The organism is Bradyrhizobium sp. NP1 (assembly GCF_030378205.1).
Lineage (GTDB): Bacteria > Pseudomonadota > Alphaproteobacteria > Rhizobiales > Xanthobacteraceae > Bradyrhizobium.
In genome coordinates, this window is record NZ_CP127385.1 from 2,317,875 (window position 1) to 2,344,779 (window position 26,905).

Here is a 26,905-nt window from a genome sequence, read left to right on the forward strand (position 1 = left end):
AGGGCTGTTTGCGGGCGTATTGTGGCGGCCGGCCCGCGGTCCAGTTGTAACATTCGCTCCCCCACTTCCGGGCACGCTTCTGCCGACGTTAGAATCAAAGAACTACCAATAAATCTAAAATTCTAGTGGAGTTTTTGGTCTGTTTCACGAACTTGCGGCCGGCCCGGAGGGAATGTCAAATCCGCTCCGTCAGGAGCCCATCAAGGCTGTGACGTGGGCGGCAACCGACTCCTTCAGGCCCTGAAGGTCGTAGCCACCCTCCAGCACGGACACTACCCGGCCGCCCCCGCTCGTCCCGGCGACATCCATCAGCTTGCGTGTGACCCAGCCGAAATCCTCGGCCTTGAGGTTCAGCGACGCCAGCGGGTCACGATAATGTGCGTCGAAGCCGGCCGAGATGATAACGAGCTCCGGGCTGAATTTCCGCAATTGCGGCAGGATCAGGTTCTCGAAGGCGGAGCGGAACTGGGCGCTGCCGTCTTCCGCGGCGAGCGGCGCGTTGACGACTGTGTCGTGCTCGCCGCGTTCGCCCTTGGCGCCCGTGCCGGGAAACAGCGGCATCTGGTGAGTCGAGCAATACATCACGCTGGCATCGGACCAGAAGATGTCCTGCGTCCCGTTGCCGTGATGGACGTCGAAATCGACGATCGCGGCGCGTGCGATGCCGTATTTGCGCTGCGCGTGGCGCGCGGCGATCGCCACATTGTCGAAGAAGCAGAAGCCCATCGGCCGCGCGATCTCGGCGTGATGGCCGGGCGGGCGGATTGCGACGAAGGCATTGTCGTTTGCGCCGGACATCACCGCATCGGTCGCGGCGATCGCGCCGCCGACGCCGCGCATGACGGCTTCCCAGGTGCCGGGCGACATCGACGTATCACCGTCGATGTAAACGATGCCGCTGTCGGGGGCGATGTGGCGAAGCTCGCCGACGTAATGCTCGTTATGGCAGAGCAGGACGGAATCGAGATTGCCTTCCGGCGCCTCCCGGCGCACCAGCGGATCGAAGCGCGCTTCCGACAGCACTTCGGCAATCGCGCGCAGCCGGTCAGGCCGCTCGGGATGGCCGGGCGGGGTGAGATGATCGAGGCAGGCCTTGTGAGTGAGAAGCAACGTGCTCATGCGTCATGTGATCCTACAGCATGATCCGGCAAGGTGAATACGGCTTTTCCGGGCCGTGCCCATCAATCCGGGGCGCAGGGGATGGTTCAACCTGAACGCGCTTTAGCGGCTTGCCGCCAAAATGGGAAGGCCGCGATCGGCGAGCTCACTCCGTCTTCGCGATACGATCGGTCTTGCCGGGTGCAACCGGGCTGTTTGCCTCGAAATAGGCATAGAGCGCGTCGACGTCGTAGGCGCCGAACAGTTGCGACGTTCCCTGCGTGAAGACCGTGAAGCCGTCTCCGCCGACGGCGAGGTAGTTGTTCACGGTGACGCGATAGGCGGCTTGCGGGTCGATGCGCTTGCCGTGCAGCGCCAGGCGGTTTGCGATTACGCGCTGGCCGAGCGGCTTGCTGCTGTCCCAGGCATAGCTGAATCCCTTGGAGACCTGCAGGATCCGCGGCCGATTGGGATCGAGCCATTGCTGCTCTAGCGCATCCTTGATCTGCGCGCCGGTCAAGGTCAGCGTGACGAGCTGGTTGCGGAACGGCTGACTGGCGAACAGGTCGGCATAGCTCACCGCGCCATCGTCCTTTTTGAGAAGGTCGGTGCGGATGCCGCCCGGATTGGTCAAGGCGATGACGGCGCCGCCCTTGTCGGCCGCGGACGTGGCGGCAAGCTGTGCGTCGGCGATGACGTCGCCGAGCGCGCTTTCACCGGTATCGTTAGGCGCACGCGACAGCGTTTGCGCGATCGATCCGGCGCGGCGATTCGCAATCGGGGCCGCGAGCTTTTCGTAAGCATCGATCAGCGCCGTCTGCTCGGGGTCCTTGTCATAGACGTTGCTGCGGACGATGACATTGTTGGCCTTGGCGCCGACGACATCGCGCGTCTTGCGGTCGAGCTTGAGATCGATCGCGGTCACGAGCGTGCCGAACTTGTCGCCGGATGTGACGAGTCTGCCGTCGATGTCGCAAACATAGGCACGGTGGGTGTGGCCGCTGATGACGACGTCGACCGCGGAGTCGAGATCCTTGACGATATCGACGATGGGCCCGGAAATGCCGGGGCATTCGTTGTAGTCGCCGGCGGGAAAGCCGCCTTCGTGGATCAGCACCACGATCGCCTCGACGCCTTGTGCCTTGAGCTCCGGAATCAGTGCATTCACGGTCTCGGCCTCACCTTTGAATTCGAGGCCGGCGACGCCGGTCGGTGCGACGATAGCGGGGGTGCCCTTCAGCGTGAGGCCGATGAAGGCGACGGGGATGCCGTCGAATTCCCTGATCTCGTAGGGCGGAAAGATCGTCTTGCCGGTCGCCTTGTCGACGGTGGAAGCCGCCAGGTAGTGGAATTTTGCCCCGGCAAAGGGATGCGGCCCCTGGCAATGATCGACCGGGTGGCATCCGCCATTCTGCATCCGCAACAGCTCGTCCTTGCCTTCGTCGAACTCGTGATTGCCGACGGAGGCGACGGCGAGTCCCATCATCGACAGCGACTCGATCGTTGGCTCGTCATGAAACATCGCCGACAGCAGCGGGCTGGCGCCGATCAGGTCCCCGGCTGCGACGAAGATGCTGTTGGGATGGCCCTCGCGCAATTGCTTGACCAGCGTCGCCATCTGCTCGGCACCGCCCGCCGGCACGACGACGGATTTGGAGCGGTCGTCGGGATCGGCAATGCGGATGCCGCCGGGCGGCGGCTTCAGATTGCCGTGGAAGTCGTTGATCGCGAGAATCCGAACATCGACCGTGGTGTCTTCCTGGGTGGTGGCTTGTGGCGCCGCGCCGAGGGCAAAGGCGAGCGCCGCGGCTGCGAGCGTACGTGAACGAAAAAGCTTCATGCCCGCAGGATAGAGGAGCAATGCAGCGATTTCACGAAGTTTTGCGCCCTCGTCGCACGCAGATTGCGCGCGCGAGGCGGGATCGAAGCCGATGGCCCGAATTCAGCAGCCGCGGCAGATGGTCGGAACGCCGTGATCGACCCTGCCATTGTATCGCGCCGCCTGGCGAACCGAGGCGCGCCTGTTGCGCGGCGTGACATAGTGCTTGCGCCGGACCGTCTCGCCCAGCGGTATCCCGGCCGCGTGAGTGACGATGGGCGATGGTACGTTCGGCACCGGCACCGGGGCCAGGTTCGGCTGCGGCAGCGGCGGCACCCTGCCGGCATTTCCGATGCCGGAAGGATCATTCACCGAGCCATTGAGCCCACGGGCATTCGCGGGTCCCGGCGGAATGCCGCTGACGCCGGCATCCTGCGCCCTTGCGGATGTGGGTGGCGCGGCAAGCAGCGCCAGCGCCAGTAACGATGTCGCGGTTATCGCGCGCGTGAAAGGCAAAACGGACCGGGCGGGCATCATGGCGTTCCCCTCTCGATTGATCCGTCAAGATACAACAATTTGCAAAGCGGGCCGAGGTTCCACGACGTCGGGAAGCGGATTTCTTGCGAGCGGCCGCAGCGCCGCATGACGAGCCACCGTGCGCTTGAAGACCCCTTGCTTGCGTAACGCGAGCCGATCGCCGCTGCGTGAAGGATGGCGAAGGAGAATCAGCGTTGCGAGAAGAAGCGCAGCATCGCACCGCGCGCACTCACTTTAGAAGAGCTCTTAGACTCACTCTTAGAAATCATCTTGGGGGACATCCAGCTTTGCGCGGCGCTTCGTCGCAATCGAAGCGCCACTTCGTTGCGAGCTCGCAACACGCCGTTTCGTTTACGCGCTGCTTCGAGAGGTTCTAACGCGCGAGACGGTCAACGTCGCTTTCATCGTGATAAGGACGCGCCCCGTCGTTGAACTGATTGGGGCGTTGGAATGATCAAGAAGAAACTGACCGCACGCTGCATGGCGCAGAGCGGTCTCGTCGTATTGTGCTTCGGCTTCGCCGACGAAGGATTGGCGCAGGCGCAGTTGCCGGCGGTGACGGTGGACGCGCCGCAAGAGCAGGCGAAGCGTCCTGCGCAACCGTCGAAGCGCGCGGCTCGCGTCCGGGCGGGCGCGCGCCGCGTCACGACGGCCGCACGCAGCACGGAGGCGACGCCCGCTTCAGGCGCGAGCCATGGTGTCGAGCGCGCCAACGGTCCGGTGACGGGCTACCTCGCCGGGCAGAGCGCGACGGCGACGAAGACGGACACGCCGATCTTGCAGACGCCGCAGTCGATCTCGGTGGTGACGAAGGATCAGGTCGAGGCGCAGGGCGCGCAGAACGTCACGGAAGCGTTGCGCTACACGCCCGGAGTCACCGTGCAGAGCTTTGGCGCCAACGCCTTCTTCGACGCCTTCAAGCTGAGAGGCTTCGATGCCCCGCGCTACCTCGACGGGCTGCGATTGCCCGCGGACACGACGACGTTTGCCGTGCCGCGGATCGAAACCTACGGCCTGGAACGGCTCGAAGTGCTGAAGGGGCCATCGTCGGGGCTCTATGGCCAGTCGGATCCGGGCGGCCTGCTCAACATGGTCAGCAAGCGGCCGACCGCGACGCCGCAGAACGAAATCGTTGGGACGTTCGGCTCGTTCGATCGCTTCCAGGGCGCCTTCGACCTCGGCGGTCCGGTCGACAAGAACGGCGAATTTCTCTACCGCATCGTCGGCCTCGGCCGCGACAGCAATTCGCAGACCGACTTCGTGCAGGACAACAAGCTCTTCATCGCGCCGAGCTTCACCTGGCGTCCGACGCTCGACACCAGCTTCACGCTGCTGTCGCAGTACCAGAAGGTCGACAACAGGGGATATCAGCAATACGTGCCGGGACAGGTGTCGTTCCTGCCCAATCCGAACGGTCAGATTCCCTATAGCCGCTATCTCGGCGTGCCCGGACTGGACGGCTACAATCTCGAGCAGTTCTCGGTCGGATACGCGTTCGAGCACCGCTTCGACAACAACCTGCAGTTCCGCCAGAACCTGCGCTACATGGAGGTCAGCAACGACCTTGCCTCGACCCGCAGCCAAGGCAGGCTCAGCGACCGGCTGGTCGCGCGCACCTACAACTACGTCAAGGCGAACGCCAGCAACGTCGCGCTGGATAACCAGTTGCAGGCCGATTTCGCGACCGGGCCGCTGACGCACAAGGTGCTTGCCGGTTTCGACTACTTCAATCTATGGGCCAAGACCGACTATCGCACGTCGCCGATCGCGCCGATCGATGCCTATGCTCCGGTCTATGCCACGGCCGTTCCGTCCTTTGCCTCGTTGCCTTCGTTCATCCTGCGCGACGACAAGCAGAGCCAGGCTGGCCTCTATCTGCAGGATCAGGTGAAGCTCGATCGCTGGACGTTGACGATGAGCGGCCGTCAGGACTGGGTCAGCACGGCGTTCACCAGCCGCGCGTTCTATCCGCGGGCGGGCGACTATGCCCGCGACGATGCCGCACAGACCGGGCGGGTCGCTCTGAACTATCTGTTCGATGTCGGCCTGTCGCCTTACGTCAGCCATGCGACGTCGTTCACGCCGAACCTCGGTGCGGACGCCTCGGGTAATTCGTTCAAGCCGACGACCGGGGAGGGGACGGAGATCGGCGTGAAGTTCAAGCCCAACGGCTCGAACCTGATGCTGACCGCCGCGGTGTTCGATATCCGCCAGCAGGACGTTCTGACCGCGAGCCCGCTCAACCCGCTGTTCAACGTGCAGACCGATGCGGTGCGTGTTCGCGGTTTCGAATTCGAAGCCAAGGGCAATCTCACTCGCGAGCTCGAGATCGTCGCCGGTTACAGCCATCTCGATCCGCGTGTCACCACCAGCATCGCCGGTTATGCCGGCAAGACCATGATGAACATTGCGCGCGACCAGGCCTCGCTATGGGGCAAGTATAGCTGGTACGACGGCACGCTGGCCGGATTGGGCGTGGGCGCGGGGGTTCGCTATGTCGGCGAAACCTATGGCGACACTTTCAACACCTTCGTGATCCCGTCCTACACCCTGATCGATGCGTCGATCAGCTACGACCTCGCCTATGCGCGGCACGAATGGAAGGGATGGAAAGCGCAGGTCAACGTCACCAATCTGACCGACCACTTCTATGTGGCTTCCTGCCTGACGGGCCTGGCCTATTGCGGGCTCGGCAACGGACGAACCGTGCTCGGCACGCTGAAATACGCCTGGAACTAGGGATTGGCCATGACCGCCGCGACCCGATCGCTTCGCCGCTGGGGGCTGGTCCATAAATGGAGCAGCCTGATCTGCACTGCCTTCATGCTGCTCTTGTGCCTCACCGGCCTGCCGCTGATCTTCCATGACGAGATCGACGATCTCCTGCACGACCAGGTCAGGCCGGCGGAGGTGCCCGCGGGAACAGCCTACGCGGACCTCGATCGGCTGCTCGCCAACGCGCTTGCAAATACGCCCGGCCAGGTCCCGCACTTTTTAGTGTGGGACCGTGACGATCCCAATGCCATGCTGGTCAGCGTCGGCCCGTCGATTACGTCCGATCCGACCAAGAATCGCCTGGTGCGGATGGACGCGCATACCGGTCTCTATCTCGACGCGCCCGACGTCACCGGCCGATTCACCTACATCATGCTCAAGCTGCACACCGACATGTTCGCAGGGTTGCCCGGAAAGCTGTTCCTCGGCCTGATGGGCATCCTGTTCTGCGTTGCCGTGATTTCCGGCATCGTGGTCTACGCGCCCGCGATGCGGAAACTTCCATTCGGAACCTATCGTGCGGGGCGCGCGCGCGTGGTGCGCTGGCTCGACATTCACAACCTCGCTGGCATCCTGCTTGTGGTGTGGACGCTGGTGGTCGGCTTCACCGGCGTCATCAACACCTGGGCCGACCTGGTGTTGAAGATGTGGCAGTTCGGCCAGCTCGCCGAGATGACAGCGCCCTACCGTGACCGGCTGCCGCCGACGCGGCTCACCTCCGTCGACCAGGCGGTCAGGACGGCGGCGGCGGCGGTGCCGGGAATGCGACCGAGCTTCGTCGCGTTTCCCGGCTCGATCTTCTCCAGCAAGAGTCATTTTGCCGTGTTCCTGCGCGGCGAGACGCCGCTGACGTCGCGGCTGCTCAAGCCCGCGCTGATCGATGCCGAGACCGGCGCGCTCACCGACAGCCGCGACATGCCCTGGTACGTCTCGACGCTGTTTATCTCGCAGCCGCTCCACTTCGGCGACTATGGCGGAATGCCGTTGAAGATCCTGTGGGCGCTGCTCGACATCGTCACGATCATGGTGCTGGCGACCGGCCTCTATCTCTGGATTCGCCGCCGCAAGTCGGGCGTCGGCGTCGAACGCGCGATCATCGGCACATCGGTTGTCGAAGCAAGCGGTGTCTCGCCATGACCGCGATCAGGCCCGCGCATCGGACGCTGCGCGCGATTTTTGCCGCGCCATTCGCGGTCGGCGCGCTCAGTCTCGTCGGTCTGGTTGCGGCCCTCGTCGGCGACGGGGCGTGGGACGCCGTCTCGTGGGTGACGCTCGCTGTGCCCGTGCTGCTGTTCGTCCGCTTCGTCTGGCGTCGGGCGCCGCGCTGAAAACGCGAGCTTAGCTCAGCAGCACCGCGTCCGCGCCGTTGACGGCGTCGGCGCCGTCGGTCACCGTCTTTTCCAGCGACGCCGCATGCACTGCGACGTTCTCGGCGAAGAAGCGCGCAAGCGCGACGTAACGCTGCGGCTCGCCGACCCCGTTGCCCTTGGCGGCGAGCGCTTCGCCGGCCAGCATGCAGCCGCCGAGCGTCGAGCCGAACAGCCGCAGGTAGGGCGTGGCGCCCGCGAGCGCGTCGTTCGGCGCGGTCGGGACGCGCTCGAGCAGCCAGCGGCTGGCGCGCTCCAGCGAGCCAAGCGCGTCGCGCAGCTTGGCGCCTGTCGTGCCGAAGGCGGGATCGTTGGAGGCCTCGACCTGCTTCACGGTCGCGGCCAGCTCTTCCAGCAGCGCCCACACCGAGGCGCCGCCATTGACCGCCAGCTTGCGCGTGACGAGATCGATCGACTGGATGCCGTTGGTGCCTTCATAGATCGGGGTGATGCGCGCGTCGCGGTAGTGCTGTGCGGCGCCGGTCTCCTCGATGAAGCCCATGCCGCCATGAATCTGCACGCCGAGATAGGCGACCTCGTTGCCGATGTCGGTGGAGAAGGCCTTGGCGATCGGGGTCAGCAGCGCGCCGCGCGCGGCGGCGTCGCTGCGCACCTTGGCGTCCGTGGCGCGCACGGCGACGTCGAGCGCGACCGCGGTGGCGTAGCAGATCGAGCGCGCGGCGGCCGTCATCGCGCGCATCTGCATGAGCATGCGCTTGACGTCGGGATGGGCGATGATCGCATCCGAGCCGTCGCCCCTCTTGCCCACCGCGCGACCCTGGCGCCGCTCCTGCGCGTAAGCCAGCGCCTGCTGATAGGCGCGGTCGGCGATGCCGACGCCTTCGAGGCCGACACCGAGCCGCGCCTGGTTCATCATCGTGAACATGCAGCGCATGCCCTGGTTTTCCTCGCCGATCAGATAACCGATCGCGCCGCCATGATCGCCCATCGTCATGGTGCAGGTCGGCGAGGCGTGCATGCCGAGCTTGTGCTCGACGCCGGACGCATAGATGTCGTTGCGCGCGCCGAGCGAGCCGTCGGCGTTGACCATGAACTTGGGAATCAAGAACAGAGAAATGCCCTTGGTGCCATCAGGCGCATCGGGCAGCCGCGCGAGCACGAAATGCACGATGTTGTCGGTCATGTCGTGCTCGCCATAGGTGATGAAGATCTTGGTGCCCTTGATGCGATAGGTGCCGTCGCTGGCTCGCTCGGCACGGGTGCGCAGTGCGCCGACGTCGGAGCCGGCCTGCGGTTCGGTGAGCTGCATGGTGCCGGTCCATTCGCCCGAGACCAGCTTCTCAAGATAGATCTTCTTCAGTTCCTCGCTGCCATGGGCGTCGAGCGCCTCGATTGCCGAGAGCGTGAGCAGCGGGCACAGGCCGAAGGCCACGTTCGACGCGCTCCAGATCTCGGTGCAGGCGGCATTGATCGCAAGCGGCAGGCCCTGGCCGCCGAAAGATTCCGGCCCCGACACCGCGTTCCAGCCGGCCTCGGTCCAGCGCTTGTAGGCGTCCGGCCAGCCCGGTGCGGTCGTCACCTTGCCGGCATCGAGCTTGATGCCGTGCTCGTCGCCGACGCGGTTGAGCGGGGCCAGCACGTCGCTTGCGAACTTGCCGGCTTCTTCCAGCACGGCGGCGGTGATGTCGGCGTCGAAGTCGCCGTAATGTCCGGCGTCCACGGCGGCCTTCAGGCCTGCACCATGGGTGAGCGCAAGCAGCATGTCATTGATCGGCGCACGGTAGGTCATGACGGTCATCTCGCCTCAAGCGGAAACAGACTTTCCGTCTTCCCACGAAACCCGGAATCCCTCAACTCCCGAGGGGGTAGTGGGCTGCCCCGGTCCGGGCTGTTCCTGACAGCCGGTCCGGCGGGGGCACCCATTATGTTCACACTTTATATATACCTATTGGGGGTGGGGATGCCGGGCGGGCCTATTCGGGGGACGAAACCCGGCAAACCCGTTGAAATGACGCCACGCCCCCGCTAGACCGGCGTGGCCGAAGCGAAGGACGGGCCTTTCGGCCCGCGCCGCGCCGATGGGGCGTAGCCAAGCGGTAAGGCAGCGGATTTTGATTCCGCCATTCGGAGGTTCGATCCCTCCCGCCCCAGCCAGCCAGTCAGATGTGCGCGGGCTCGTGTCAGTGGCAGCACATGATGCTGCCCCTGACCTAATAAAGAACGGATTGAATTTACCCGTTTCAAGGATTCTCGGAGCTGGAACGACAGCCGAGATAGACGGCTAGGCGCCCTCCGCGCGCCCAGCCGCGTTGTCGTTCAATGCGGCTTGCGTCTAAGCATTGAGCAGTTTTGCCGCATGCGATCCGGCGGCGCGTCCGGTGACGGCGCCGCGCATCAGCCCGGAGCCGGCCGGATAGCTGTTGTAGAAGAAGCCGCCGGTCATTTCGCCGGTCGCGTAGAGGCCCGGGACCGGCTGGTTTGTGTAGTCGAGCACGCGCGCGTGCCGGTCGATCTTGACGCCGCCGAAGGTGAAGGTGATGCCCGAGATCACCTTGTAGGCGACATAGGGGGCCTTCTCGATTGCGTTCGCCCAGTTCGATTTCGCGACCGGCAGGCCGCGCGTGATGCGACCATCCTTGACGTTTGGATTGAACGGTTTGGAGGTGTCGATCGCCGCGTTGTATTCGCGCACCGTCCTGGCAAGCTCCGCCGCATTGATCCCGCATTTCTCGGCGAGTTCCTCCAGCGTCTGCGCGACGATCGAAGGCTGGGTCTTGTACTGCGGATCGATCAGCTCCACCGCGCTTTGATCGAAGATCTGGAACGCGGTCTGGTCCGGCTGCTTGAGCACCGCCTTGCCCATCCGGACATAGGTCTGCGACGGCCAGTCCCAGCCCTCGTCGAAGAAGCGCTGGCCGTTGCGGTTGACGCTGATGCCATAGCTGAAGCTGGTGCGCGTGGTGAACTCCGCGCGCGAAAGCTCGCCGACGTCGGGCGACGACGGATCGATGCAGGTGGCGTGCGCGCCGCCCCAGTTTCCGGCGGTCTGCGCGCCGATGCGCAGGCATTCCTGCAGCATCTCGCCGGTGTCGAACCTGGCTCCGCGGACCTTGATGACATTCCATTCGGCGCCGAGGTAGCGGGTCCGCATCTCCGGGTTGGCCTGGAAGCCGCCGGCCGCGAGGATCACGGCGCCGAGCAGTTCCTCGACCCGGCCGGAAGCGTCGCGGACGCGCACGCCGGTCACCGCGCCGGACGCGTCGGTGAGCAGCGCGGTCGCGGCCGTCGAATAGCGGATTTCGACCTGCTGCTGTTCGACCGCATTCATCTGCATCGAGACCCAGCCTTCGCCCATCGCCTTCGACTGCAGCACGAGACCGCCGCTATAGACGCGGTTGCCACCGATCGCGGTTGCCATCAGCTGGGCGAACTCCCACTTCATGCCGTGCCGGGTGAGCCAGAGGATGGTGTCCTTGCTCGAGGAGACGAGCCAGTCGGTGAGGTCCGGATCCGGCTGATAGTCGCCGGTCTTCATGATCGCGTCGTAGAACACCTTTTTCGGATACGGCTCGACGGTGATTTGCTTCCACTCGGAGGCTGACACCTCGGGGAGCAGTTCCTTGATCTCCTTGGGGTCGTCGAACGCGAAGCGGATCAGGCCGAAGGTGAAGCGGGTGTTTCCTGCCCGTTCCTGCTTCGAGGCCTTGTCGAGCATGATGACCTTCGCGCCCGATTCCCGCGCGGCGAGCGCGGCGGCCGCGGCGGCATTTCCGGTTCCGACAACGATGACAGTCTTTGACACGGTGATGGCTCCTTAAGACATCAGATGATCTGATCAATGCAGTCGGTGCCCGGTTCGTCGATGGCGCCGGCTGTTTGGTCTGGCTGTTCGCGGACCATAGCGGTCATGCCGCCGGCGCGCTGCAAGCGGAGTCGCGGATCGCATCGTTTGGCAGAAAATCGCAAGCGCTTTTCCCGTCGCGCCGCCGGCCTGCGCGGCGATCGGCGGCGGACGAAGCGGCGGCCTCCGGCCGTGCGATGCATGCGCGATGTCGTCAGGCGCAACGGATCAGCCGCGCGCCGCGCCGCATCCTTGTCCGGTCATTTCCTTCATGGTATCGGAGCGCATGCCTCCAATTAATTCCCTGGCCCCCGTTCAGTCGCGAAAGCTCGCGGATCAGGTCTTGGAGCAGCTTCGCCAGTGGCTCGAGCACAATGAATTGCCGGTCGGAAGCAAGCTGCCGACCGAGCCGCAGCTCATGGAGCTTTTCAAGGTCGGGCGATCGACGATCAGGGAGGCGGTGAAGGCGCTGGTCTATGCCGGCATCCTCGAGGTTCGTCCCGGTGACGGCACCTACATCAAGGCGCATGCCGGCGAGATCGAAAGCTTCGCCGCCACGCTGAAGCGGTCGGACGTGGTCGAGGTCTTCGAGGTCCGCAGAACCTTCGAGACGGCGGTCGCGCGGCTGGCGTCGCTCAACCGCAGCGAGACCGATCTGAAGAAGATCGCGAAGCTGATCAGGGCGTGCAAGGACGATGTCGGGCGCAAGGATTTTGCCGCTTTCCTCGATCATGACTATGACTTTCACGTCGCGGTCGCCGCGGCCGGCAAGAACCGCCTGCTGGCCGAGCTCTACGGATCGTTCCGGCGCGTGCTGAAGGACAGTATCGGAGACGCGCTGGAAAACAGCCAGCTCCGCCTCCAGGCCGTGCTCGACATCCACGACAATCTCTACGCCGCGATCCGCGACCGCGATCCTGACCGCGCGCAGGCGGTCTGGCTTCTCACCAGGAACCCGTTCGAGGCGCAGCCTTCGCCGCGATCCGGTCGGACCGTCCGCCCGTCGAGGTGACGGGCGCTTGCGCGCTGTGCTTTGGCGCAAGATCGACATCGACCGACTCAGCATCACTGCCGCATCGGCAGTAGGGTGTCCGGCTCATCCCTAGAGCTCATCCGCAAAGGGCGCGCGCGCCGTCGAGAAGCCATGCTGACACGAACCCCCGTTGAATCACCGACATCGCAGGACCTGATGGAGCAGCTCGTCGTCGAGTTGCGACGCATCGCGCAGACATTGGAGCGCATCGCGCCGCCGCCGCCAGCGGCGCCCGACTTCTCGGAAGCGACGGCCTTCCTGTGGAAGGCGGGGGCGCGCGGCTTCGCGCCCGTGCAGCGGATCAATGCAGTCGATCTGGACCTGCTCTGCGGCGTCGATTCGCAGAAGGAGGCGTTGCTCAGGAATACGCGGATGTTCGCGACCGGCCGTGCGGCGAACAACGTGCTGCTGTGGGGTGCCCGGGGCACCGGCAAGAGCTCGCTCGTCAAGGGCGTGTTCGCCCGCGTCGAGGCCGAGCATCCGGGCCGAATCGTCCTGATCGAGATCCAGCGCGACGATCTGCCGAGTCTCGTTCCGATGCTGGCCTGCCTGCGGCGCCTCGACACGCGCTTCATCGTGTTCTCGGACGATCTGTCGTTCGAGGCGGATGAAGCAGCGTACAAGTCGCTCAAGGCGGTGCTCGATGGCGGGCTCGAGGGCCGACCGGAGAATGTGATCTTCTACGCGACCTCGAACCGGCGTCACCTGCTGTCGCGCGACATGATCGAGAACGAACGGTCGAGCGCCATCAATCCGTCGGAGGCGGTCGAGGAGAAGGTTTCGTTGTCCGACCGGTTCGGGCTCTGGCTCGGCTTCCATGCCGGCAGCCAGGATGCCTATCTCGATATGGTTCATCGCTACGCCGCGTTCTACCGCTGCACTGTCGATCGCGACCAGCTTTTGGTCGAGGCGCTGCAATGGGCGGCGGCGCGCGGTTCGCGTTCGGGCCGCGTCGCCTTCCAGTTCATCCAGGATTTTATTGGCCGCGACGACGTAGCGGTCGGGCCCGGAAGCGCCGGCCCGGAACAGCACGGATAGTCTGCCAAACGAATTGGCGCCTTCGCGATATCCCAATGAGCTGACGATCGTTCGATCGCTCGACATAACAAAAGGGCGCGGCCGCTGCGACGCGCCGCCGCCCTGGCTCGCATGTATCCGGAGAAACGAGATGTCGAAACCTGCGCCAAGCGCACCGCCGCTCAAAAGATTCCTGCAATTCATCGACGGCGCGTTCGTCGAATCGGACTCCGGCGGCTGGCACCCCTGCATCTACCCGGGAACGGCGCAGGCCTGGGCCGAAATTCCGCGCGGCAATGCCAGGGATGCGGTCGCTGCCGTCGCCGCGGCGAAGCGGGCATTCGCCGATCCGGCGTGGTCGAAGCTCACCGCCACGCAGCGCGGGCGGCTGCTCTATGCGCTCGCCGATCTCACCGCCGCCAACGTCGCCACACTCGCAGAGCTCGAAACGCGCGACAACGGCAAGCGCTATGCTGAAAGCGCAGGTGCGATCGGGCTGGTGCCGTCTTGGCTGCGCTATTTCGCCGGCCTTGCCGACAAGGTCGGCGGCAGCGTGATCCCGGTCGACAAGCCGAATGTGCTGAACTTCACCCGCTCCGAGCCGCTCGGCGTGGTTGCCGCGATCATTCCCTGGAATTCGCCGCTGTGGCTTCTGGCCTGGAAGCTCGGGCCCGCGCTTGCGGCGGGCAACACCATCGTCATCAAGCCGTCGGAATACGCCTCGACCTCGACGCTCGAATTCGCAAGGCTGGTCGAGCAGGCCGGCTTCCCGAAGGGCGTGGTCAACGTCGTGACCGGCGTCGGGCCCGAGGTCGGTCAGGCCCTGGTCGATGATCCTGACGTGGCGATGGTGAGCTTTACCGGCTCGGAAGCCGTCGGGAGAAGAGTGGCGGAGGCCGCAGGCGCCAAGCTCAAGCGGGTCGTGCTGGAGCTCGGCGGCAAGTCGCCGCAGATCGTGTTCGACGACGCGCCGCTCGAGGAAGCCGTTTCCGGCGTCATGCTCGGAATTTTCACCTCGAACGGGCAGAGCTGCGTCGCCGGCTCGCGCCTCCTGCTGCAGTCGTCGGTCTACGACCGCTTCATGGCGGCTTTCCTGGAAAAGGCCGGCGGCAAGTCGTTCGGCGATCCCATGGACCAGGCGACCGAGGTCGCCCCGCTCGCGAACGAGCCGCAATTCAGGAAGGCGCTCGACTACATCCGCATCGCCGAAGGCGAGGGCGCCCACCGCGTGCTCGGCGGCGGCGTGGCGTCGGATCGACCGGGCTATTTCGTCCAGCCAACGGTTTTCACCGACGTCACGGCCTCGATGCGGATCGCGCAGGAGGAGGTGTTCGGTCCAGTGCTGGCGGTCATTCGCTTCGAGACCGAGTCGGAGGCGATCGAGCTTGCCAATTCGACCTCGTACGGGCTTGCGGCGGGCGTCTGGACACAGGACTTGCGGCGCGCCTTGCGCGTCAGTGAGCAGGTGAAGGCCGGCACCGTCTGGGTGAACACCTATCGCGGGTTCGATCCGGGCAGCCCGGCCGGCGGCTACAAGAGCAGCGGCATTGGCCGGGAAAACGGCCACGATGCGTTGAACGACTATCTCCAGACCAAGAGCGTCTGGATCTCGACGGGACAATGAGGGCTGCGATGTCGACACCGCGAATTACATCGGACGAGATCGATTTCATCCTGTGCCTGGCGGATGCCATGATCCCCGGCAACGGCGCCTGGCCGCAACCCTCTGCGACCGATCTCGGGCGTTTCATCCGCGAGCACTGCGGCCGGGATGCCGACATCGCTGCCTTGCGGAACGTCGTGAGCGCCTTTCGCGAGAGCGGACGGCCGCCGGTGCAGTTCCTGGAGCATCATCAACGCGCCGCCGCGAAGGAATTTCGCGTGCTGATCGACTTTGTCTATCTCGGCTATTACAGCCGCCCCGAGGTCGTTCGCGCGATCCAGTCTGAGTGCGAATGCGACTACATCAGCCCGCCGCAGCCTCGCGGCTACCACATGCCGCCCGAGCCTGACGTCAAGCCGAGCCGGCGCGGCCGCTATACGCCGACCACCGACGTGAAGCGCGTCGACATGTCCCGGCTCGCGCACCGCGACTATTCGCAGATCGGCTGAACGCGCCGGGCTCTCATCATCAGATTTCGAAGGAATGCATCATGCTGGGTGGAAACAGGGAAGCGAGCGACGAGGTCGACGTCCTCATCATCGGCGCCGGAATGGCCGGCGGGGCGCTGGCCAAGCGGCTGAGCGATCACGGCATCAGTGTCGTGTGTCTCGAGCAGGGGCGCGAAATGCACCCGATGGAGCTGCCCCACATGGCGGAAACCTGGGAGCTCGACAAGACGCGCGACCACAGCCCGCAACCGAACGTGCGCGCATGGGCCGAAGACTATCCCGTGGCCGGCGAGGAGAAGAGCACCATCCGCATGGTCAGCGGCGTCGGCGGCAGCGCGCTGCGTTATTCGGCGCATTGGCCGCGGCTGAAGCCTGTCGATTTCCGCAAGGGAACCGAGCACGGGCTCGCGCCGGACTGGCCGATCAGCTACGAGGATCTCGAGCCCTTCTTTGCGATCAACGACGACGAGATGGGGATCGCAGGCCTGCCCGGAGATCCCGCCCAGCCGCCGAAGGCTTCAAGGGTGCTGCCGCATATTCCGCTCGGCAAGTTCGGCAAGACCATTGCCGGCGGTTTCGAAAGGCTCGGCTGGCACTGGTGGCCGCTCGACAATGCCATTGTCACGCAGGAGCATGACGACCGGCTGCCCTGCAACCATTGCGGCCAGTGCGTGCTCGGATGTCCGCGAGGCTCGGTTTCGACCAGCATGACGAGCTACTGGCCGCGTGCGGTTCGCAACGGCGCGTCGCTGCGCACCTGGTGCCGGGTCGAGCGCATCGTCGTGAAGGACGGACGCGCCGCGGGAGCCGTCTATATCGACCTGATCACCGGCCAGCGCCATCAACAGAATGCCCGCGTCGTCATCGTCGCCGGCAACGGCATCGGTACGCCGCGCCTGCTTCTGATGTCGAGCGAGGGGGCGAACCGCGAAGGCATCGCCAATTCGAGCGGCATGGTCGGCAAGAACCTGATGTTCCATCCGCAGGCCTTTGTCGAGGGAATCTTCGACGAGCCGATGGAAAGCTTCAAGGGCGCCCGCGGTGCGCCGCTCTACAGTCAGGAATTCTACGAGACCGACGTCGAAAGAGGGTTCGTCAACGGCTTCTCCCTGCTCCTGGTACGGGCGCCGGGTGCCGGCTACGCCGCCACCGGCTATGCCACGTTCCTGCCGATCGCCTGGGGCGGGCGGCACCACGAGGAATTCAAGCGGATGTTCAACCATCACGCCTGGTTCATCGTGATGGGCGAGGATCTCCCGCTCGAGCGCAACACCGTGACGCTCGATCCGGTTCTGAAGGACGGGTCGGGCCTGCCGGCGCCTAAGATCAGCTATCGCATGCATGATCAGGACCGCGACCTCGTCAGGTTCGGCATCGCGCGGGCCGAGGACGTGCTGCGTGCCGCCGGCGCCGCGCAGACCAGCAATTCGGGCGTGCTCGAACAACCGCCGGGCTATCACCTGCTCGGCACCGCGCGGATGGGCAACGATCCGCGATCCTCCGTCGTCAACAAGTTTCACCGCTCCTGGGACATCCCGAACCTCTTCATCTGCGACGGCAGCTCCATGCCGACCAGCGCCGGCGTCAATCCGACGTCGACGATCGGCGCGATGGCGGTGAGGCTTGCCGACCACCTCGTCCGCAACCGCGCCTCGGCTGCGGGAGTGAAGCGAACGACGGCGGACTGTTAGGATGACGAAATGCCTCGGGCGCGGGGCGCCCGAGGCATGCGAAAGGTGAACTGGCGGCATTAAAGCTGGGATGACCCCGGTCCGAACGCGCGGGCGTCCGCGGAGCTAGCGCGACAGCTCGAGATAGCGCTTTGGCGACATGCCGAAATGTTTCCGGAAGGCGGACACGAACGCGCTGGAGCTGTTGTATCTCAGATCCAGCGCCACCGTCTTGACCTGCTGGTCTTCCATCAGCCGCGCCAGCCCTTCCAGCAGCCTGAGCTGAAGCCGCCATTGGCGGAACGGCATCCTGGTCTCTTCCTGGAACAGCCGGGTCAGCGTGCGAGCGCTGGCGCCGACCGATTTCGAGAAATCCGCGAGCGACCGCTTGTCCGTAGGATTGGCGAACAGGGCTTCGGTGACGCGCAACAGTCGGGGATCGCGGGGTAACGGAAGCCGCGGGGCGGGCGCTTTCCGCAGGAAAAGCTGCTCCAGCAGGACTTCCGCCAGCCGTTCGTCGGGGCTGTCTTCCGCGTAGAGATCGGACATTGCGATGACGCGAAAGATGAGTTCGCGCAGCAGGTCGGAAATATCGATCGTGACCGAGCGGTCCGGGACGTCGCCGTGCTCGGGATCGATGAACAGGCTTCTCAGATGCACATTGCTCGAGGACTTGACCTCGTGCTCCTGGCCGGGCGGCAGCCATACGCCGCGATTGGTGGTCACGGTCCAGGTGTTGCGGCGGGTACGCACCGAAAGCACGCCGGCGGAAGCAAACAGCAATTGCCCCTTTCGGTGAGCATGCGCCGGCACGACGGCGCCTTGCGGCAACACCGTGTGGCGACCCACCAGCGGGCGCGGAATATCGTCGACGCCGCGGATCGATTCCCAGGGATCGAAAGCAATAGCCGCCGCCGGCCGTGAGGCCGAGCTGAAACCATGGTTTGCGTTGAGCATATTTCCCCCACCCCTTTGCGTTGCTGCGGACCGGAGGCGCGAGCGCCGCTCTGCCGACCGGTGCACCCGTAAAACGAAGGCTCGTTCTCCGGGATCGTGTGCCCCGGTTTTGATCCGGGGTCCTCGGTTCTCGCCTGCCGTGGACCGCGCGCCGGTTCACCCTAAACATCAGATGATATGATGAAATGACGTGTGGTCGAGTTTGTCAAGCGCGACAAAAAAGCCAGGGCCGGAGCGATCCGGACCCTGGCTCAAGTCTTCGGGAGAAAGGCTTTCGGAGGTGTGTTTCGTCGCGCGTCAGTTCTTGACGAGCGGGCACTTGGACTGGGCGAGCGGCAGGAAGGCCTCGGATGCCGGGATCGTTCCCAGCAGCGTGTAGAAATCCCAGTCGTATTTCGATTCTTCCGGCGTCTTGACGCGATAGGTGTACATGTCGTGGACCATCCGTCCGTCGGCCCGGATCCGGCCGCCGCGAGCGAACAGGTCGTTGATCTCGAGCTGCTTGAGCTGCGCCATCACCGCCGTCGGGTCGTCGGTCTTGGCGGCCTCGATCGCTTTCAGATAGCTCAGCACCGATGAATAGACCCCGGCGTGGTTGGAGGACGGCATCCGGTTCATCTTCTGGAAGAAACGCTTGGCGAAGGCGCGCGACGCGTCGTCCTGGTCCCAATACCAGGCATCGGTCACGACCATGTTCTGCGCGGCCTTCAACCCGAGCGCGCGCGTATCGGTGATCAGGAGCAAAAGCGGAGCGACGGTCTGCTTCGGGCTCACGCCGAACTCCACCGACTGCTTGATCGCGTTGACGGCGTCGGGCCCGGTGTTGGACAGCGCGATGACGTCGGCGCGCGAGCTCTGCGCCTGCAGGATGAAGGACGACAGGTCGGGTGTGTTGAGCGGATGCTTGACCGAGCCGATCACCGTGCCGCCGCCGGCGCGCACGGCGTTGGTCGCGAACTGCTCGAGCGAATGGCCGAAGGCGTAGTCCACGGTCAGGAAGAAGAACGACTTCTTGCCCTGCTGCAGCAGGATCCTTGGCGTTCCAGAGGCGAGCGAATAGGCGTCGAACACGTAGTGGATGGTATAGGGCGTGCATTCCTCGTTGGTGAGGGCGGTCGGCACCGAGCCGGTCGAGACAAAGATCTTCTTTGCATTCGCGGCGATATGGGAGACGGCGAGCGCGACGCCACCGTTCAGCCCGTCGGTGATGAAATTGACGCCCCTGGCGGCGTACCATTCCCGCGCGATGCCGGATCCGATGTCGGGCTTGTTCTGATGGTCGGCGGCGATCACTTCGATGGTCCGGCCAAGCACCTTGCCGCCGAAATCGGCCACCGCGAACTTGGCGGCCTCGACCGATCCTTGGCCGCCGAGATCGGAATAGACGCCGGACATGTCGGTCAGCACGCCGATGCGGACCGGTGAGTTTTCCTCGGCGTGGCCGGGCATGATCGCCATCGTCGCTGCAAGCGCTGCCGCTGTTTGCAGAATCAGAAGTCGAGCCGCGCGTCGGGCTAGATTGGCGATGAGTGCCATGGGTGTCCTCCAGTACGTTTGTTATGACCGGCGAACATTCTGGGTGCCGTGCGCCGCGGCCGTCTAGCCGCGCTCCGGCAAATCGATGGTGATTTTCCGCCAACTGCAGAACGCGCGCTGCGTGCGGCGAATGCCTTGACTCGAATCCGATCAGCGGCGGCTCGCAGCAACCGGCGGGTGCGATGACAGGCGTTGCCGCGCATCTTCTCGATTGGTGTCGAGTTTCTGACAGAGTGCGTTGCTGTTGCTGCCCGGGCCGGCGACAGCGTCGGATCTCCTGCTAACGTCCGCGGCAATTCAGGGGAGGCGTACATGGCAAGGAAGCAGCAGCTCGGCTGGATCGCGGCGGCAACCGTGATCGGCACCACCATCGAGTGGTTCGATTTCTTCATCTACGGAACGGCGGCGGCGCTGGTGTTCAACCGCATTGTGTTTCCGAGCTTCGACCAGACCGCAGCGACGCTCGCCTCGTTCTCGACATTCGCGGTCGGGCTTCTGATGCGGCCGCTGGGAGCTGCGATCGTCGGGCATTTCGGCGATAAGGTCGGTCGCAAATCGATGCTGATGTTCACCCTGCTTCTGATGGGCGTGCCGACCGTGCTGATCGGCCTGGTGCCGACCTACGAGCAGGTCGGCCTGTGGGCCGCGATCATGCTGGTCGTGCTGCGCATCCTGCAGGGCATCGCGCTCGGCGGCGAATGGGGCGGCGCGGTGCTGATGGCGGTCGAGCACGCGCCGGCGGGCGAGAGCGCGCTCTATGGCAGCATGCCGCAGCTCGGCGTCCCCCTCGGCCTGATCTGCTCGACCGGCGTGTTTGCCGCCTTGAGCGGCTTGTCGGAGGCCGACTTCCTTGCCTGGGGCTGGCGCCTGCCGTTCCTGTTCAGCATCGTGCTCGTGGTCCTTGGCCTCGTCGCGCGCAACCAGATTGCCGAATCGCCGGAGTTCGAGCGTGCGAAGGCGATGGGGCGGATGGTGCGGATGCCGGCGATCGCGGTGCTCAAATCCAATCCGGGGCCGTTGCTGTTGACCATGGGCGGCAAGATGGGCGAGGTGACCTTGTTCTATCTGTTCACCGTGTTCCTGCTGTCCTTTGCGACGAGCAAGCTCGGCATGCCGCGCGGCGATGTCCTGCTCAGCGTGATGATGGGGGCGGGGCTCGGCATCATCACGATCCCGGTCTTTGGCAAGTTGAGCGATCTATTCGGTGCGCGGCGCATCTACGCCTTCGGCTCGGTGATGCTCGCGATCTGTGCGCTGCCGCTCTTTATGCTCGTCGAGCTGCGTTCGTTTGCCGCGATCGCGGCGGCGGCGACGCTGGCGCTCGGCATTCTCTATCCCTTCACCTATGGCGCGCAGGCCGCGCTCTACAGCGCCCAGTTTCCGCCCGAGCTTCGCTATTCCGGGATTTCGCTCGGCGTGCAGATGGCTGCGGCGATCGGCGGCAGCCTCGCCCCCTTCGTCGCCACCACGTTGCTGGCGACGCTGCAATCGTCGACGGCGATTGCGCTCTATCTCGCGGCGATGGCGCTGCTCGCCACGTTCTGCACGCTGAAAATGCGCGAGACCAGGCGCGATGACGCGGCGGTCCGGGATCTCGCCGTGGTGGCCGACCAGAGCTCGGCGTCGCGATAGCGAACAGTCAGAGAGGCAAAGGTGCAGAGCGAGACGTTCATTCTCGAGACCAAAGGCTTGACCAGGGAATTCGCGGGTTTCGTCGCCGTCAACGACGTCAACCTGCGGATCAGGCAGGACAGCATCCATGCACTGATCGGACCGAACGGCGCCGGCAAGACGACCTGCTTTAATCTCCTGACCAGGTTTCTGAAGGCGTCGCGCGGACAAATCCTCTACAAGGGACGCGATATCACCGCCGCGCGGCCGGCCGACGTCGCCCGGCTTGGCCTGGTGCGCTCGTTCCAGATCTCCGCAGTGTTTCCGCACCTGACCGCGATCGAGAACGTCCGCGTCGCGCTCCAGCGGAAGCACGGCAGCTCGTTCGATTTCTGGCGTTCGAAGCGCGTGCTTGATCGCTTCAACGCGCGGGCACGGGAGCTTCTGGACGACGTGGGGTTGAGCGCGTTTGCCGCCATCAAGGCGGTCGAGCTGCCCTATGGTCGCAAGCGCGCGCTCGAGATCGCCACGACGCTCGCGCTCGATCCCGACATCATGCTGCTCGACGAGCCGATGGCCGGCATGGGCCACGAGGACATCGACCGGACCGCAGCGCTCATCAAGCGGATGGCGGCGCGCTGCACCATCGTGATGGTCGAGCACAATCTGGGCGTGGTCGCAGACCTCTCAGACCGCATCACCGTGCTGACGCGCGGGCGCGTATTGGCCGAGGGCAGCTATGCCGAAGTCGCCGGCGACGCCCGCGTCAGGGAGGCCTACCTTGGTGCCGGCCATGCTTGAACTGACCAGCCGCGCGCCGGTTTCGAAAGCGCCCGCCGTGCGCGACGGGATCCTGTCGGTGCGCAATCTTCAGGCCTGGTATGGCGAATCGCACGTGCTGCACGGCGTCGATTTCGACGTCGGCGATGGCGAGGTGGTGACGCTGCTCGGTCGCAACGGCGCCGGCAAGACCACGACGTTGAAGGCGATCATGGGCATGATCGGCCAACGTGCGGGCTCGGTTCGCCTGCGCGGCGAGGAGATCGCGCGTGCATCCTCCGACCGCATTGCGCGGCTGGGCATTGCGATCTGTCCCGAGGAGCGCGGCATCTTCGCGAGCCTGAACGTGCGCGAGAACCTGCTCCTGCCGCCGGTCATCGGCCCTGGTGGATTGCCGCTGGAATCGATCTTCGACCTGTTCCCGAACTTGCGGGAGCGCCTCGACAGCGAGGGCACCAAGCTTTCCGGCGGTGAGCAGCAGATGCTGGCGATCGCCCGCATCCTGCGTACCGGGGCACGTCTTTTGCTCCTCGACGAGCCGACCGAGGGGCTTGCGCCGGTCATCGTCGAGCAGATCGGCCGCACCATCGCGCAGCTCAAGGCGCGTGGCTTCACCATCCTCCTGGTCGAGCAGAATTTCCGCTGGGCCTCGACCATCGCCGACCGCTTCTACGTAGTCGAGCACGGCAGGGTGGTCGATCATCTCGTCAATGCGGAACTGCCGTCCAACATCGACCGGCTGCACGCCCATCTCGGCGTCTGATCCATCGCCATCCACACCCCGCGAAAGCCATGTCGCAAGCTCTCTTCGCCCAACTCCTGGTCGGCCTGATCAACGGCTCGTTCTACGCACTGCTCAGCCTCGGCCTCGCCGTGATCTTCGGCATGCTCGGGATCATCAATTTCGTCCATGGCGCGCTCTACATGATGGGCGCGTTCCTGGCCTATTTCCTCCTCGAATATGCCGGCATCGGCTATTGGTGGGCGCTACCGCTCGTGCCGGTGGGCATCGGCCTGTTCGGTGTGCTGCTCGATCGCGCTTTTCTGCAACGGCTGCACGGGCTCGACCAGGTCTACGGCCTGCTGCTGACGTTTGGCCTGGCGCTCGTCATCCAGGGCGTGTTTCAGAACTATTTCGGTTCGTCGGGCTTGCCTTACGCGATACCGCAGCAGCTTCAAGGCGGGATTGATCTCGGCTTTATGGTGCTGCCGGTCTATCGTTTGTGGGTGGTGGCATTCGCGCTGATCGTCTGCGTGCTCACCTGGTATCTGATCGAGCGCACCCGGCTAGGGGCTTACCTGCGCGCCGCCACCGAAAATCCTGCTCTGGTGCGTGCCTTCGGCGTCAACGTGCCCCGGATGATCACGCTCACTTACGGCCTGGGCGTCGGGCTTGCGGCGCTTGCCGGCGTGCTGTCGGCGCCGATCAACCAGGTGCGGCCGCTGATGGGCGCCGACCTGCTTATCGTGGTGTTCGCGGTGGTGGTGATCGGCGGCATGGGCTCGATCGCGGGATCGATCGTCACCGGCTTTGCCCTCGGCCTGATCGAGGGCTTGACCAAGTATTTCTACCCCGAGGCGTCGAACACCGTCGTGTTCGTGCTGATGGTGCTGGTGCTGCTGGCAAAGCCGGCGGGACTAACCGGACGGACCAACTGACCATGACGTCGATCGCCGAAACGACAGCCTTTGAGCCAATCCGTCGCGACGAGGCCACGGCCTTTGCGGTCATGGCCGCGGTGCTCGTGATTGCGCCGTTCACCGGCCTTTATCCCTATTTCGTGATGCAGGCGCTCTGCTTCGCGCTGTTCGCCTGCGCCTTCAATCTCCTGGTCGGCTATGGCGGCCTGCTGTCGTTCGGGCACGCCATGTTTCTGGGCACCGCCGGCTACATCACCGCACATGCGCTCAAGGTGTGGGGCGTCGGCCCCGCGACGGGCGTGCTGCTTGGCGTGGCGGCATCGGCCGCGCTCGCGCTGGCGACCGGGATCGTCGCGATCCGGCGCCAGGGAATCTATTTCGCGATGACCACGCTCGCGCTGTCGCAGCTTCTCTATTTCGTGTACCTGCAGGCGCCGTTTACCCGTGGCGAGGACGGTATCCAGGGCGTGCCGCGGGGGCGCCTGTTCGGCGTGTTCGATCTCGAGCAGCCGCTGGCGCTCTATTTCACGGTCGTGGTCGTCTTCCTGCTGGCCTTCCTGCTGATCGTGCGGATCATCCATTCGCCGTTCGGCGAAGTCCTGAAGTCAATTCGCGAGAACGAGCAGCGCGCCATCTCGCTCGGCTACCGGACCGTTCAGTACAAGCTGCTCGCCTATGTGTTGTCCGGCTGCCTTGCCGGGCTCGCCGGCGCCATCAAGGTCCTGGTTGCGCAAAACGCGTCGCTGACCGACGTATACTGGTCGATGTCGGGCGAGGTGGTGCTGATCACGCTGGTCGGCGGCCTCGGGACGATCTTCGGTCCGGTGGTGGGCGCCTTCATCATCATCGCCATGCAGCAATATCTGGCCCCGTTCGGCCAATGGGTGATGGTGATCCAGGGCGTCGTCTTCGTCGTTTGCGTGCTCACCTTCCGCCGCGGCGTGGTCGGCGAGATCGCGCGGGCTTTGGGATCAGGTTGTAGGCGGCCGTGACTGCTGGCTGATAAGACCATTGTCAAGCTATCACCGTGCACGGCGGCAATTCCCCGATCCCTTGTGCTTGTCGGGCTCAGGCGCCGTCGAAGTCGCCGGAGCCGATCATCAAGGAGCCTCGCGGACAGAGTTTGCCCGAGAGGCACCAAAGCGCATCAATTCAGCTACGGCTTATCGTGTGGCCGGTTGAGGTGAACGCACGACCTCCTTGGCTTTTGTCTCGGACAGTTTCTCGTTCAGGTAGCCGCCGAGGACTTCGACCCGCTGCCGTTTAGCAGCTCCGGATCTTGAACCCTTCCGAAAATGCCAATCAGGATAAAGTCGTGCGATTTTACAAAAACGGCGGCGCCGAATGGCTTTCATTGTGATTGAGGTCAGCTCCGACGTCGGGTAGGCTACTGGCAAGTCTGGTCTGGAAGCATCCCTCGATGAAAAAAGAATTCGAGCGAGAGTTTCCTGGGCGCGACCTGCTTCGTTTTGCGATTGCCGGTACCGGCGCAGCGGGCTTCGTGGCGGCGCTGCTCACCGCGGCAATTGTCGCCGGTATCTCCGCGGTCGCAATCCAAATCGATCGGCGAGGGGCAGGTCATCATCGGAGACTGCTTTCGTCGTCGTGGAAGAGCGCCACCGTGTGAGCAAACCGGTTGTCAGTGCGGCCCCCGTCTGAGCAGGCGCAGCACGGACCCAGATACGGCTCCCGGGGTTGCTGAAAGAGAGGAGCCATGTTCGGCCTGACCGCACTGGAACTCGCGCGGATCCAATTCGGATTCACCATATCAGCCCACATCATCTTCCCGGCGACCACCATCGGCCTTGCGAGCTATCTCGTGACGCTGGAAGGTCTGTGGTTGTGGAAGAAAGACACCACCTATCGCGACCTCTATCATTTCTGGTCGCACATCTTCGCCGTGAACTTCGCCATGGGCGTCGTTTCCGGCATCGTCATGGCCTACCAGTTCGGCACCAATTGGAGCTATTACTCGGCCTTCGCAGGGACCATCACGGGTCCGCTGCTCAGCTACGAGGTCTTGACCGCCTTCTTCCTCGAGGCCGGATTTCTGGGCGTGATGTTGTTCGGATGGAATAAGGTCGGGCCCGGCCTGCACTTCTACGCCACCATCATGGTCGCTATTGGGACACTCATTTCCGCAACCTGGATTCTCGCCTCCAATAGCTGGATGCAGACACCGCAAGGCTTCGAGATCATCAATGGCCGTGTCGTACCCGTCGATTGGCTGAAGGTGATCTTCAATCCATCCTTCCCCTACCGCCTGGCGCACATGACAGTAGCGGCCTATCTCGCCGTTGCGCTGTTCGTCGGAGCATCTGGGGCGTGGCATCTGCTCAAACGGCGCGACACGCCGGCCGTGCGCACGATGTTATCGATGGCCATGTGGATGGTGCTCATTGTTACGCCTGTGCAGATTGCCATCGGTGACCAGCACGGGCTCGTAGACCTTAAATATCAGCCCGCAAAAATCGCCGCGGTCGAGGGCCACTGGGAGAACAAGCCTGGGGAGAGCCTGCCGCTGATCCTGTTTGGCTGGCCCGACATGGCCGGTGAGACCACACGTTATGCCCTTCAGATCCCGCATCTGGGCAGCATCGTCCTGACCCATAGCTGGACCGACCAGATTCGCGGCCTAAAGGATTTCGCCCCTGAGGACCGGCCGAACTCCACGATCGTTTTCTGGACCTTTCGGATCATGGTCGGGCTGGGGTTCCTTATGCTGCTGCTTGGACTTTGGGGCGCATGGGCACGCTGGCACAATCAGTTGTATCAGTCGAAGATCTTTCTGCGTTTCGCGGTGCTGATGGGCCCCGCTGGCTTGATCGCGATCGTGGCCGGATGGCTGACCACGGAGATCGGGCGCCAGCCCTGGGTGGTCTACGGCGTCATGCGGACGAAGGACGCGGTATCTAACCATTCTGCGCTCGAACTTTCGATAACGCTGTTCGTGTTCATCGTCATGTATGTAGCCGTCTTTGGTACAGGCATCAGATACATGCTGGCGCTGGTGGCGAAAGGCCCCGAGCCGCAGGGCGAACATCCACCTGAACCGGAAGGTCAAAGCGGGCGACCGGCGCGTCCTTTGTCTGCCGTTCCCGACCGCATCGATCCGGCGATCGACGTGCCGGGCGGCAGGAGGAGATAGCG

General features: G+C 64.4%; 23 protein-coding genes and 1 tRNA gene. 16 read left to right on the plus strand and 8 right to left on the minus strand.

From position 1 onward, the window contains the following. Positions 1-189 precede the first annotated feature (189 nt). The 3 genes from QOU61_RS11145 to QOU61_RS11155 form a co-directional block, all read right to left on the minus strand. A complete protein-coding gene (locus tag QOU61_RS11145) occupies positions 190-1,119 on the minus strand; it encodes a histone deacetylase family protein (RefSeq protein ID WP_289658341.1) in 930 nt (309 codons plus the stop codon). A gap of 145 nt (positions 1,120-1,264) precedes the next feature. Then, complete coding sequence (locus tag QOU61_RS11150) at positions 1,265-2,938, minus strand: bifunctional metallophosphatase/5'-nucleotidase (RefSeq protein WP_289661456.1); 1,674 nt, start codon at positions 2,936-2,938, stop codon at positions 1,265-1,267. Positions 2,939-3,040: 102 nt separating this feature from the next. After that, on the minus strand, positions 3,041-3,454 hold the full coding sequence (locus tag QOU61_RS11155; protein WP_289658343.1) for a hypothetical protein: 414 nt from the start codon (positions 3,452-3,454) through the stop codon (positions 3,041-3,043). A 480-nt stretch (positions 3,455-3,934) separates the two neighbouring features. Here QOU61_RS11155 and QOU61_RS11160 point away from each other — a divergent pair, with 480 nt between their 5' ends. Genes QOU61_RS11160 through QOU61_RS11170 form a run of 3 tightly spaced genes read left to right on the plus strand, consistent with a single transcriptional unit; the run spans position 3,935 to position 7,557 of the window. Then, positions 3,935-6,193, plus strand: coding sequence for a TonB-dependent siderophore receptor (locus QOU61_RS11160; RefSeq protein WP_502876950.1), 2,259 nt, complete (start codon positions 3,935-3,937; stop codon positions 6,191-6,193). 9 nt (positions 6,194-6,202) lie between these two features. After that, positions 6,203-7,366 carry a PepSY-associated TM helix domain-containing protein gene (locus QOU61_RS11165; RefSeq protein WP_289658347.1) on the plus strand — a complete coding sequence of 388 codons (1,164 nt, stop codon included), beginning with the start codon at positions 6,203-6,205 and terminating at the stop codon, positions 7,364-7,366. Further along, positions 7,363-7,557, plus strand: coding sequence for a hypothetical protein (locus tag QOU61_RS11170; RefSeq protein ID WP_289658348.1), 195 nt, complete (start codon positions 7,363-7,365; stop codon positions 7,555-7,557). The genes QOU61_RS11165 and QOU61_RS11170 overlap by 4 nt, the downstream gene beginning before the upstream one ends. A gap of 10 nt (positions 7,558-7,567) precedes the next feature. Here the strand turns inward: QOU61_RS11170 and QOU61_RS11175 are convergent, their stop codons facing one another. Continuing rightward, complete coding sequence (locus tag QOU61_RS11175) at positions 7,568-9,346, minus strand: acyl-CoA dehydrogenase family protein (protein WP_289658350.1); 1,779 nt, start codon at positions 9,344-9,346, stop codon at positions 7,568-7,570. A 290-nt stretch (positions 9,347-9,636) separates the two neighbouring features. On the opposite strand from QOU61_RS11175, the gene QOU61_RS11180 reads away from it, so the two are divergent. Then, positions 9,637-9,711: transfer RNA gene (locus QOU61_RS11180), tRNA-Gln, on the plus strand. Between the two features lie 178 nt (positions 9,712-9,889). Here QOU61_RS11180 and tcuA read toward each other — a convergent pair. Then, complete coding sequence (gene tcuA / locus QOU61_RS11185) at positions 9,890-11,359, minus strand: FAD-dependent tricarballylate dehydrogenase TcuA (protein ID WP_289658352.1); 1,470 nt, start codon at positions 11,357-11,359, stop codon at positions 9,890-9,892. A gap of 20 nt (positions 11,360-11,379) precedes the next feature. Further along, complete coding sequence (locus QOU61_RS11190; protein ID WP_289658354.1) at positions 11,380-11,601, minus strand: hypothetical protein; 222 nt, start codon at positions 11,599-11,601, stop codon at positions 11,380-11,382. A gap of 140 nt (positions 11,602-11,741) precedes the next feature. On the opposite strand from QOU61_RS11190, the gene QOU61_RS11195 reads away from it, so the two are divergent. The 5 genes from QOU61_RS11195 to QOU61_RS11215 all read left to right on the plus strand — a co-directional run bounded on the left by QOU61_RS11195 (position 11,742) and on the right by QOU61_RS11215 (position 17,251). After that, complete coding sequence (locus QOU61_RS11195) at positions 11,742-12,410, plus strand: FadR/GntR family transcriptional regulator (protein ID WP_289658356.1); 669 nt, start codon at positions 11,742-11,744, stop codon at positions 12,408-12,410. A 132-nt stretch (positions 12,411-12,542) separates the two neighbouring features. Then, positions 12,543-13,469 carry an ATP-binding protein gene (locus QOU61_RS11200; RefSeq protein ID WP_289658358.1) on the plus strand — a complete coding sequence of 309 codons (927 nt, stop codon included), beginning with the start codon at positions 12,543-12,545 and terminating at the stop codon, positions 13,467-13,469. Between the two features lie 130 nt (positions 13,470-13,599). Next, complete coding sequence (locus tag QOU61_RS11205) at positions 13,600-15,072, plus strand: aldehyde dehydrogenase (RefSeq protein ID WP_289658359.1); 1,473 nt, start codon at positions 13,600-13,602, stop codon at positions 15,070-15,072. Positions 15,073-15,080: 8 nt separating this feature from the next. After that, positions 15,081-15,560 carry a hypothetical protein gene (locus QOU61_RS11210; RefSeq protein ID WP_289658361.1) on the plus strand — a complete coding sequence of 160 codons (480 nt, stop codon included), beginning with the start codon at positions 15,081-15,083 and terminating at the stop codon, positions 15,558-15,560. Positions 15,561-15,601: 41 nt separating this feature from the next. Further along, positions 15,602-17,251 (plus strand): GMC family oxidoreductase, encoded by a 1,650-nt coding sequence (locus tag QOU61_RS11215; RefSeq protein ID WP_289658363.1) that lies wholly within the window; start codon positions 15,602-15,604, stop codon positions 17,249-17,251. A gap of 105 nt (positions 17,252-17,356) precedes the next feature. Here QOU61_RS11215 and QOU61_RS11220 read toward each other — a convergent pair whose 3' ends face one another. Further along, positions 17,357-18,187 (minus strand): AraC family transcriptional regulator, encoded by an 831-nt coding sequence (locus QOU61_RS11220; RefSeq protein WP_289658365.1) that lies wholly within the window; start codon positions 18,185-18,187, stop codon positions 17,357-17,359. A 297-nt stretch (positions 18,188-18,484) separates the two neighbouring features. Next, positions 18,485-19,723, minus strand: a complete 1,239-nt coding sequence (locus QOU61_RS11225; RefSeq protein ID WP_289658367.1) for an ABC transporter substrate-binding protein — start codon at positions 19,721-19,723, stop codon at positions 18,485-18,487. Between the two features lie 312 nt (positions 19,724-20,035). On the opposite strand from QOU61_RS11225, the gene QOU61_RS11230 reads away from it, so the two are divergent. The 7 genes from QOU61_RS11230 to QOU61_RS11260 all read left to right on the plus strand — a co-directional run bounded on the left by QOU61_RS11230 (position 20,036) and on the right by QOU61_RS11260 (position 26,903). Continuing rightward, complete coding sequence (locus QOU61_RS11230) at positions 20,036-21,355, plus strand: MFS transporter (RefSeq protein WP_289658369.1); 1,320 nt, start codon at positions 20,036-20,038, stop codon at positions 21,353-21,355. A gap of 57 nt (positions 21,356-21,412) precedes the next feature. After that, the gene (locus tag QOU61_RS11235; protein ID WP_289661457.1) at positions 21,413-22,135 is read left to right on the plus strand and encodes an ABC transporter ATP-binding protein; all 723 of its coding nucleotides are present in this window, start codon (positions 21,413-21,415) and stop codon (positions 22,133-22,135) included. Continuing rightward, positions 22,128-22,877 carry an ABC transporter ATP-binding protein gene (locus QOU61_RS11240; RefSeq protein WP_289658371.1) on the plus strand — a complete coding sequence of 250 codons (750 nt, stop codon included), beginning with the start codon at positions 22,128-22,130 and terminating at the stop codon, positions 22,875-22,877. The genes QOU61_RS11235 and QOU61_RS11240 overlap by 8 nt, the downstream gene beginning before the upstream one ends. A 29-nt stretch (positions 22,878-22,906) precedes the next feature. Further along, on the plus strand, positions 22,907-23,773 hold the full coding sequence (locus QOU61_RS11245) for a branched-chain amino acid ABC transporter permease (RefSeq protein WP_289658372.1): 867 nt from the start codon (positions 22,907-22,909) through the stop codon (positions 23,771-23,773). Between the two features lie 2 nt (positions 23,774-23,775). Then, a complete protein-coding gene (locus QOU61_RS11250; protein WP_289658373.1) occupies positions 23,776-24,747 on the plus strand; it encodes a branched-chain amino acid ABC transporter permease in 972 nt (323 codons plus the stop codon). A 428-nt stretch (positions 24,748-25,175) separates the two neighbouring features. Next, a complete protein-coding gene (locus tag QOU61_RS11255) occupies positions 25,176-25,382 on the plus strand; it encodes a hypothetical protein (protein ID WP_289658375.1) in 207 nt (68 codons plus the stop codon). A gap of 87 nt (positions 25,383-25,469) precedes the next feature. Next, positions 25,470-26,903 carry a cytochrome ubiquinol oxidase subunit I gene (locus QOU61_RS11260; RefSeq protein ID WP_289658377.1) on the plus strand — a complete coding sequence of 478 codons (1,434 nt, stop codon included), beginning with the start codon at positions 25,470-25,472 and terminating at the stop codon, positions 26,901-26,903. The last annotated feature ends 2 nt before the right edge of the window (positions 26,904-26,905 follow it).

Coding starts and splice junctions, on each gene's coding strand:
- QOU61_RS11145 (WP_289658341.1), bottom strand. CDS start 1,119: ATGAGCACGTTGCTTCTCACTCACAAGGCCTGCCTCGATCATCTCACC.
- QOU61_RS11150 (WP_289661456.1), bottom strand. CDS start 2,938: ATGAAGCTTTTTCGTTCACGTACGCTCGCAGCCGCGGCGCTCGCCTTT.
- QOU61_RS11155 (WP_289658343.1), bottom strand. CDS start 3,454: ATGATGCCCGCCCGGTCCGTTTTGCCTTTCACGCGCGCGATAACCGCG.
- QOU61_RS11160 (WP_502876950.1), top strand. CDS start 3,935: ATGGCGCAGAGCGGTCTCGTCGTATTGTGCTTCGGCTTCGCCGACGAA.
- QOU61_RS11165 (WP_289658347.1), top strand. CDS start 6,203: ATGACCGCCGCGACCCGATCGCTTCGCCGCTGGGGGCTGGTCCATAAA.
- QOU61_RS11170 (WP_289658348.1), top strand. CDS start 7,363: ATGACCGCGATCAGGCCCGCGCATCGGACGCTGCGCGCGATTTTTGCC.
- QOU61_RS11175 (WP_289658350.1), bottom strand. CDS start 9,346: ATGACCTACCGTGCGCCGATCAATGACATGCTGCTTGCGCTCACCCAT.
- QOU61_RS11190 (WP_289658354.1), bottom strand. CDS start 11,601: ATGCATCGCACGGCCGGAGGCCGCCGCTTCGTCCGCCGCCGATCGCCG.
- QOU61_RS11200 (WP_289658358.1), top strand. CDS start 12,543: ATGCTGACACGAACCCCCGTTGAATCACCGACATCGCAGGACCTGATG.
- QOU61_RS11205 (WP_289658359.1), top strand. CDS start 13,600: ATGTCGAAACCTGCGCCAAGCGCACCGCCGCTCAAAAGATTCCTGCAA.
- QOU61_RS11210 (WP_289658361.1), top strand. CDS start 15,081: ATGTCGACACCGCGAATTACATCGGACGAGATCGATTTCATCCTGTGC.
- QOU61_RS11215 (WP_289658363.1), top strand. CDS start 15,602: ATGCTGGGTGGAAACAGGGAAGCGAGCGACGAGGTCGACGTCCTCATC.
- QOU61_RS11220 (WP_289658365.1), bottom strand. CDS start 18,187: ATGCTCAACGCAAACCATGGTTTCAGCTCGGCCTCACGGCCGGCGGCG.
- QOU61_RS11225 (WP_289658367.1), bottom strand. CDS start 19,723: ATGGCACTCATCGCCAATCTAGCCCGACGCGCGGCTCGACTTCTGATT.
- QOU61_RS11230 (WP_289658369.1), top strand. CDS start 20,036: ATGGCAAGGAAGCAGCAGCTCGGCTGGATCGCGGCGGCAACCGTGATC.
- QOU61_RS11240 (WP_289658371.1), top strand. CDS start 22,128: ATGCTTGAACTGACCAGCCGCGCGCCGGTTTCGAAAGCGCCCGCCGTG.
- QOU61_RS11245 (WP_289658372.1), top strand. CDS start 22,907: ATGTCGCAAGCTCTCTTCGCCCAACTCCTGGTCGGCCTGATCAACGGC.
- QOU61_RS11250 (WP_289658373.1), top strand. CDS start 23,776: ATGACGTCGATCGCCGAAACGACAGCCTTTGAGCCAATCCGTCGCGAC.
- QOU61_RS11255 (WP_289658375.1), top strand. CDS start 25,176: ATGAAAAAAGAATTCGAGCGAGAGTTTCCTGGGCGCGACCTGCTTCGT.
- QOU61_RS11260 (WP_289658377.1), top strand. CDS start 25,470: ATGTTCGGCCTGACCGCACTGGAACTCGCGCGGATCCAATTCGGATTC.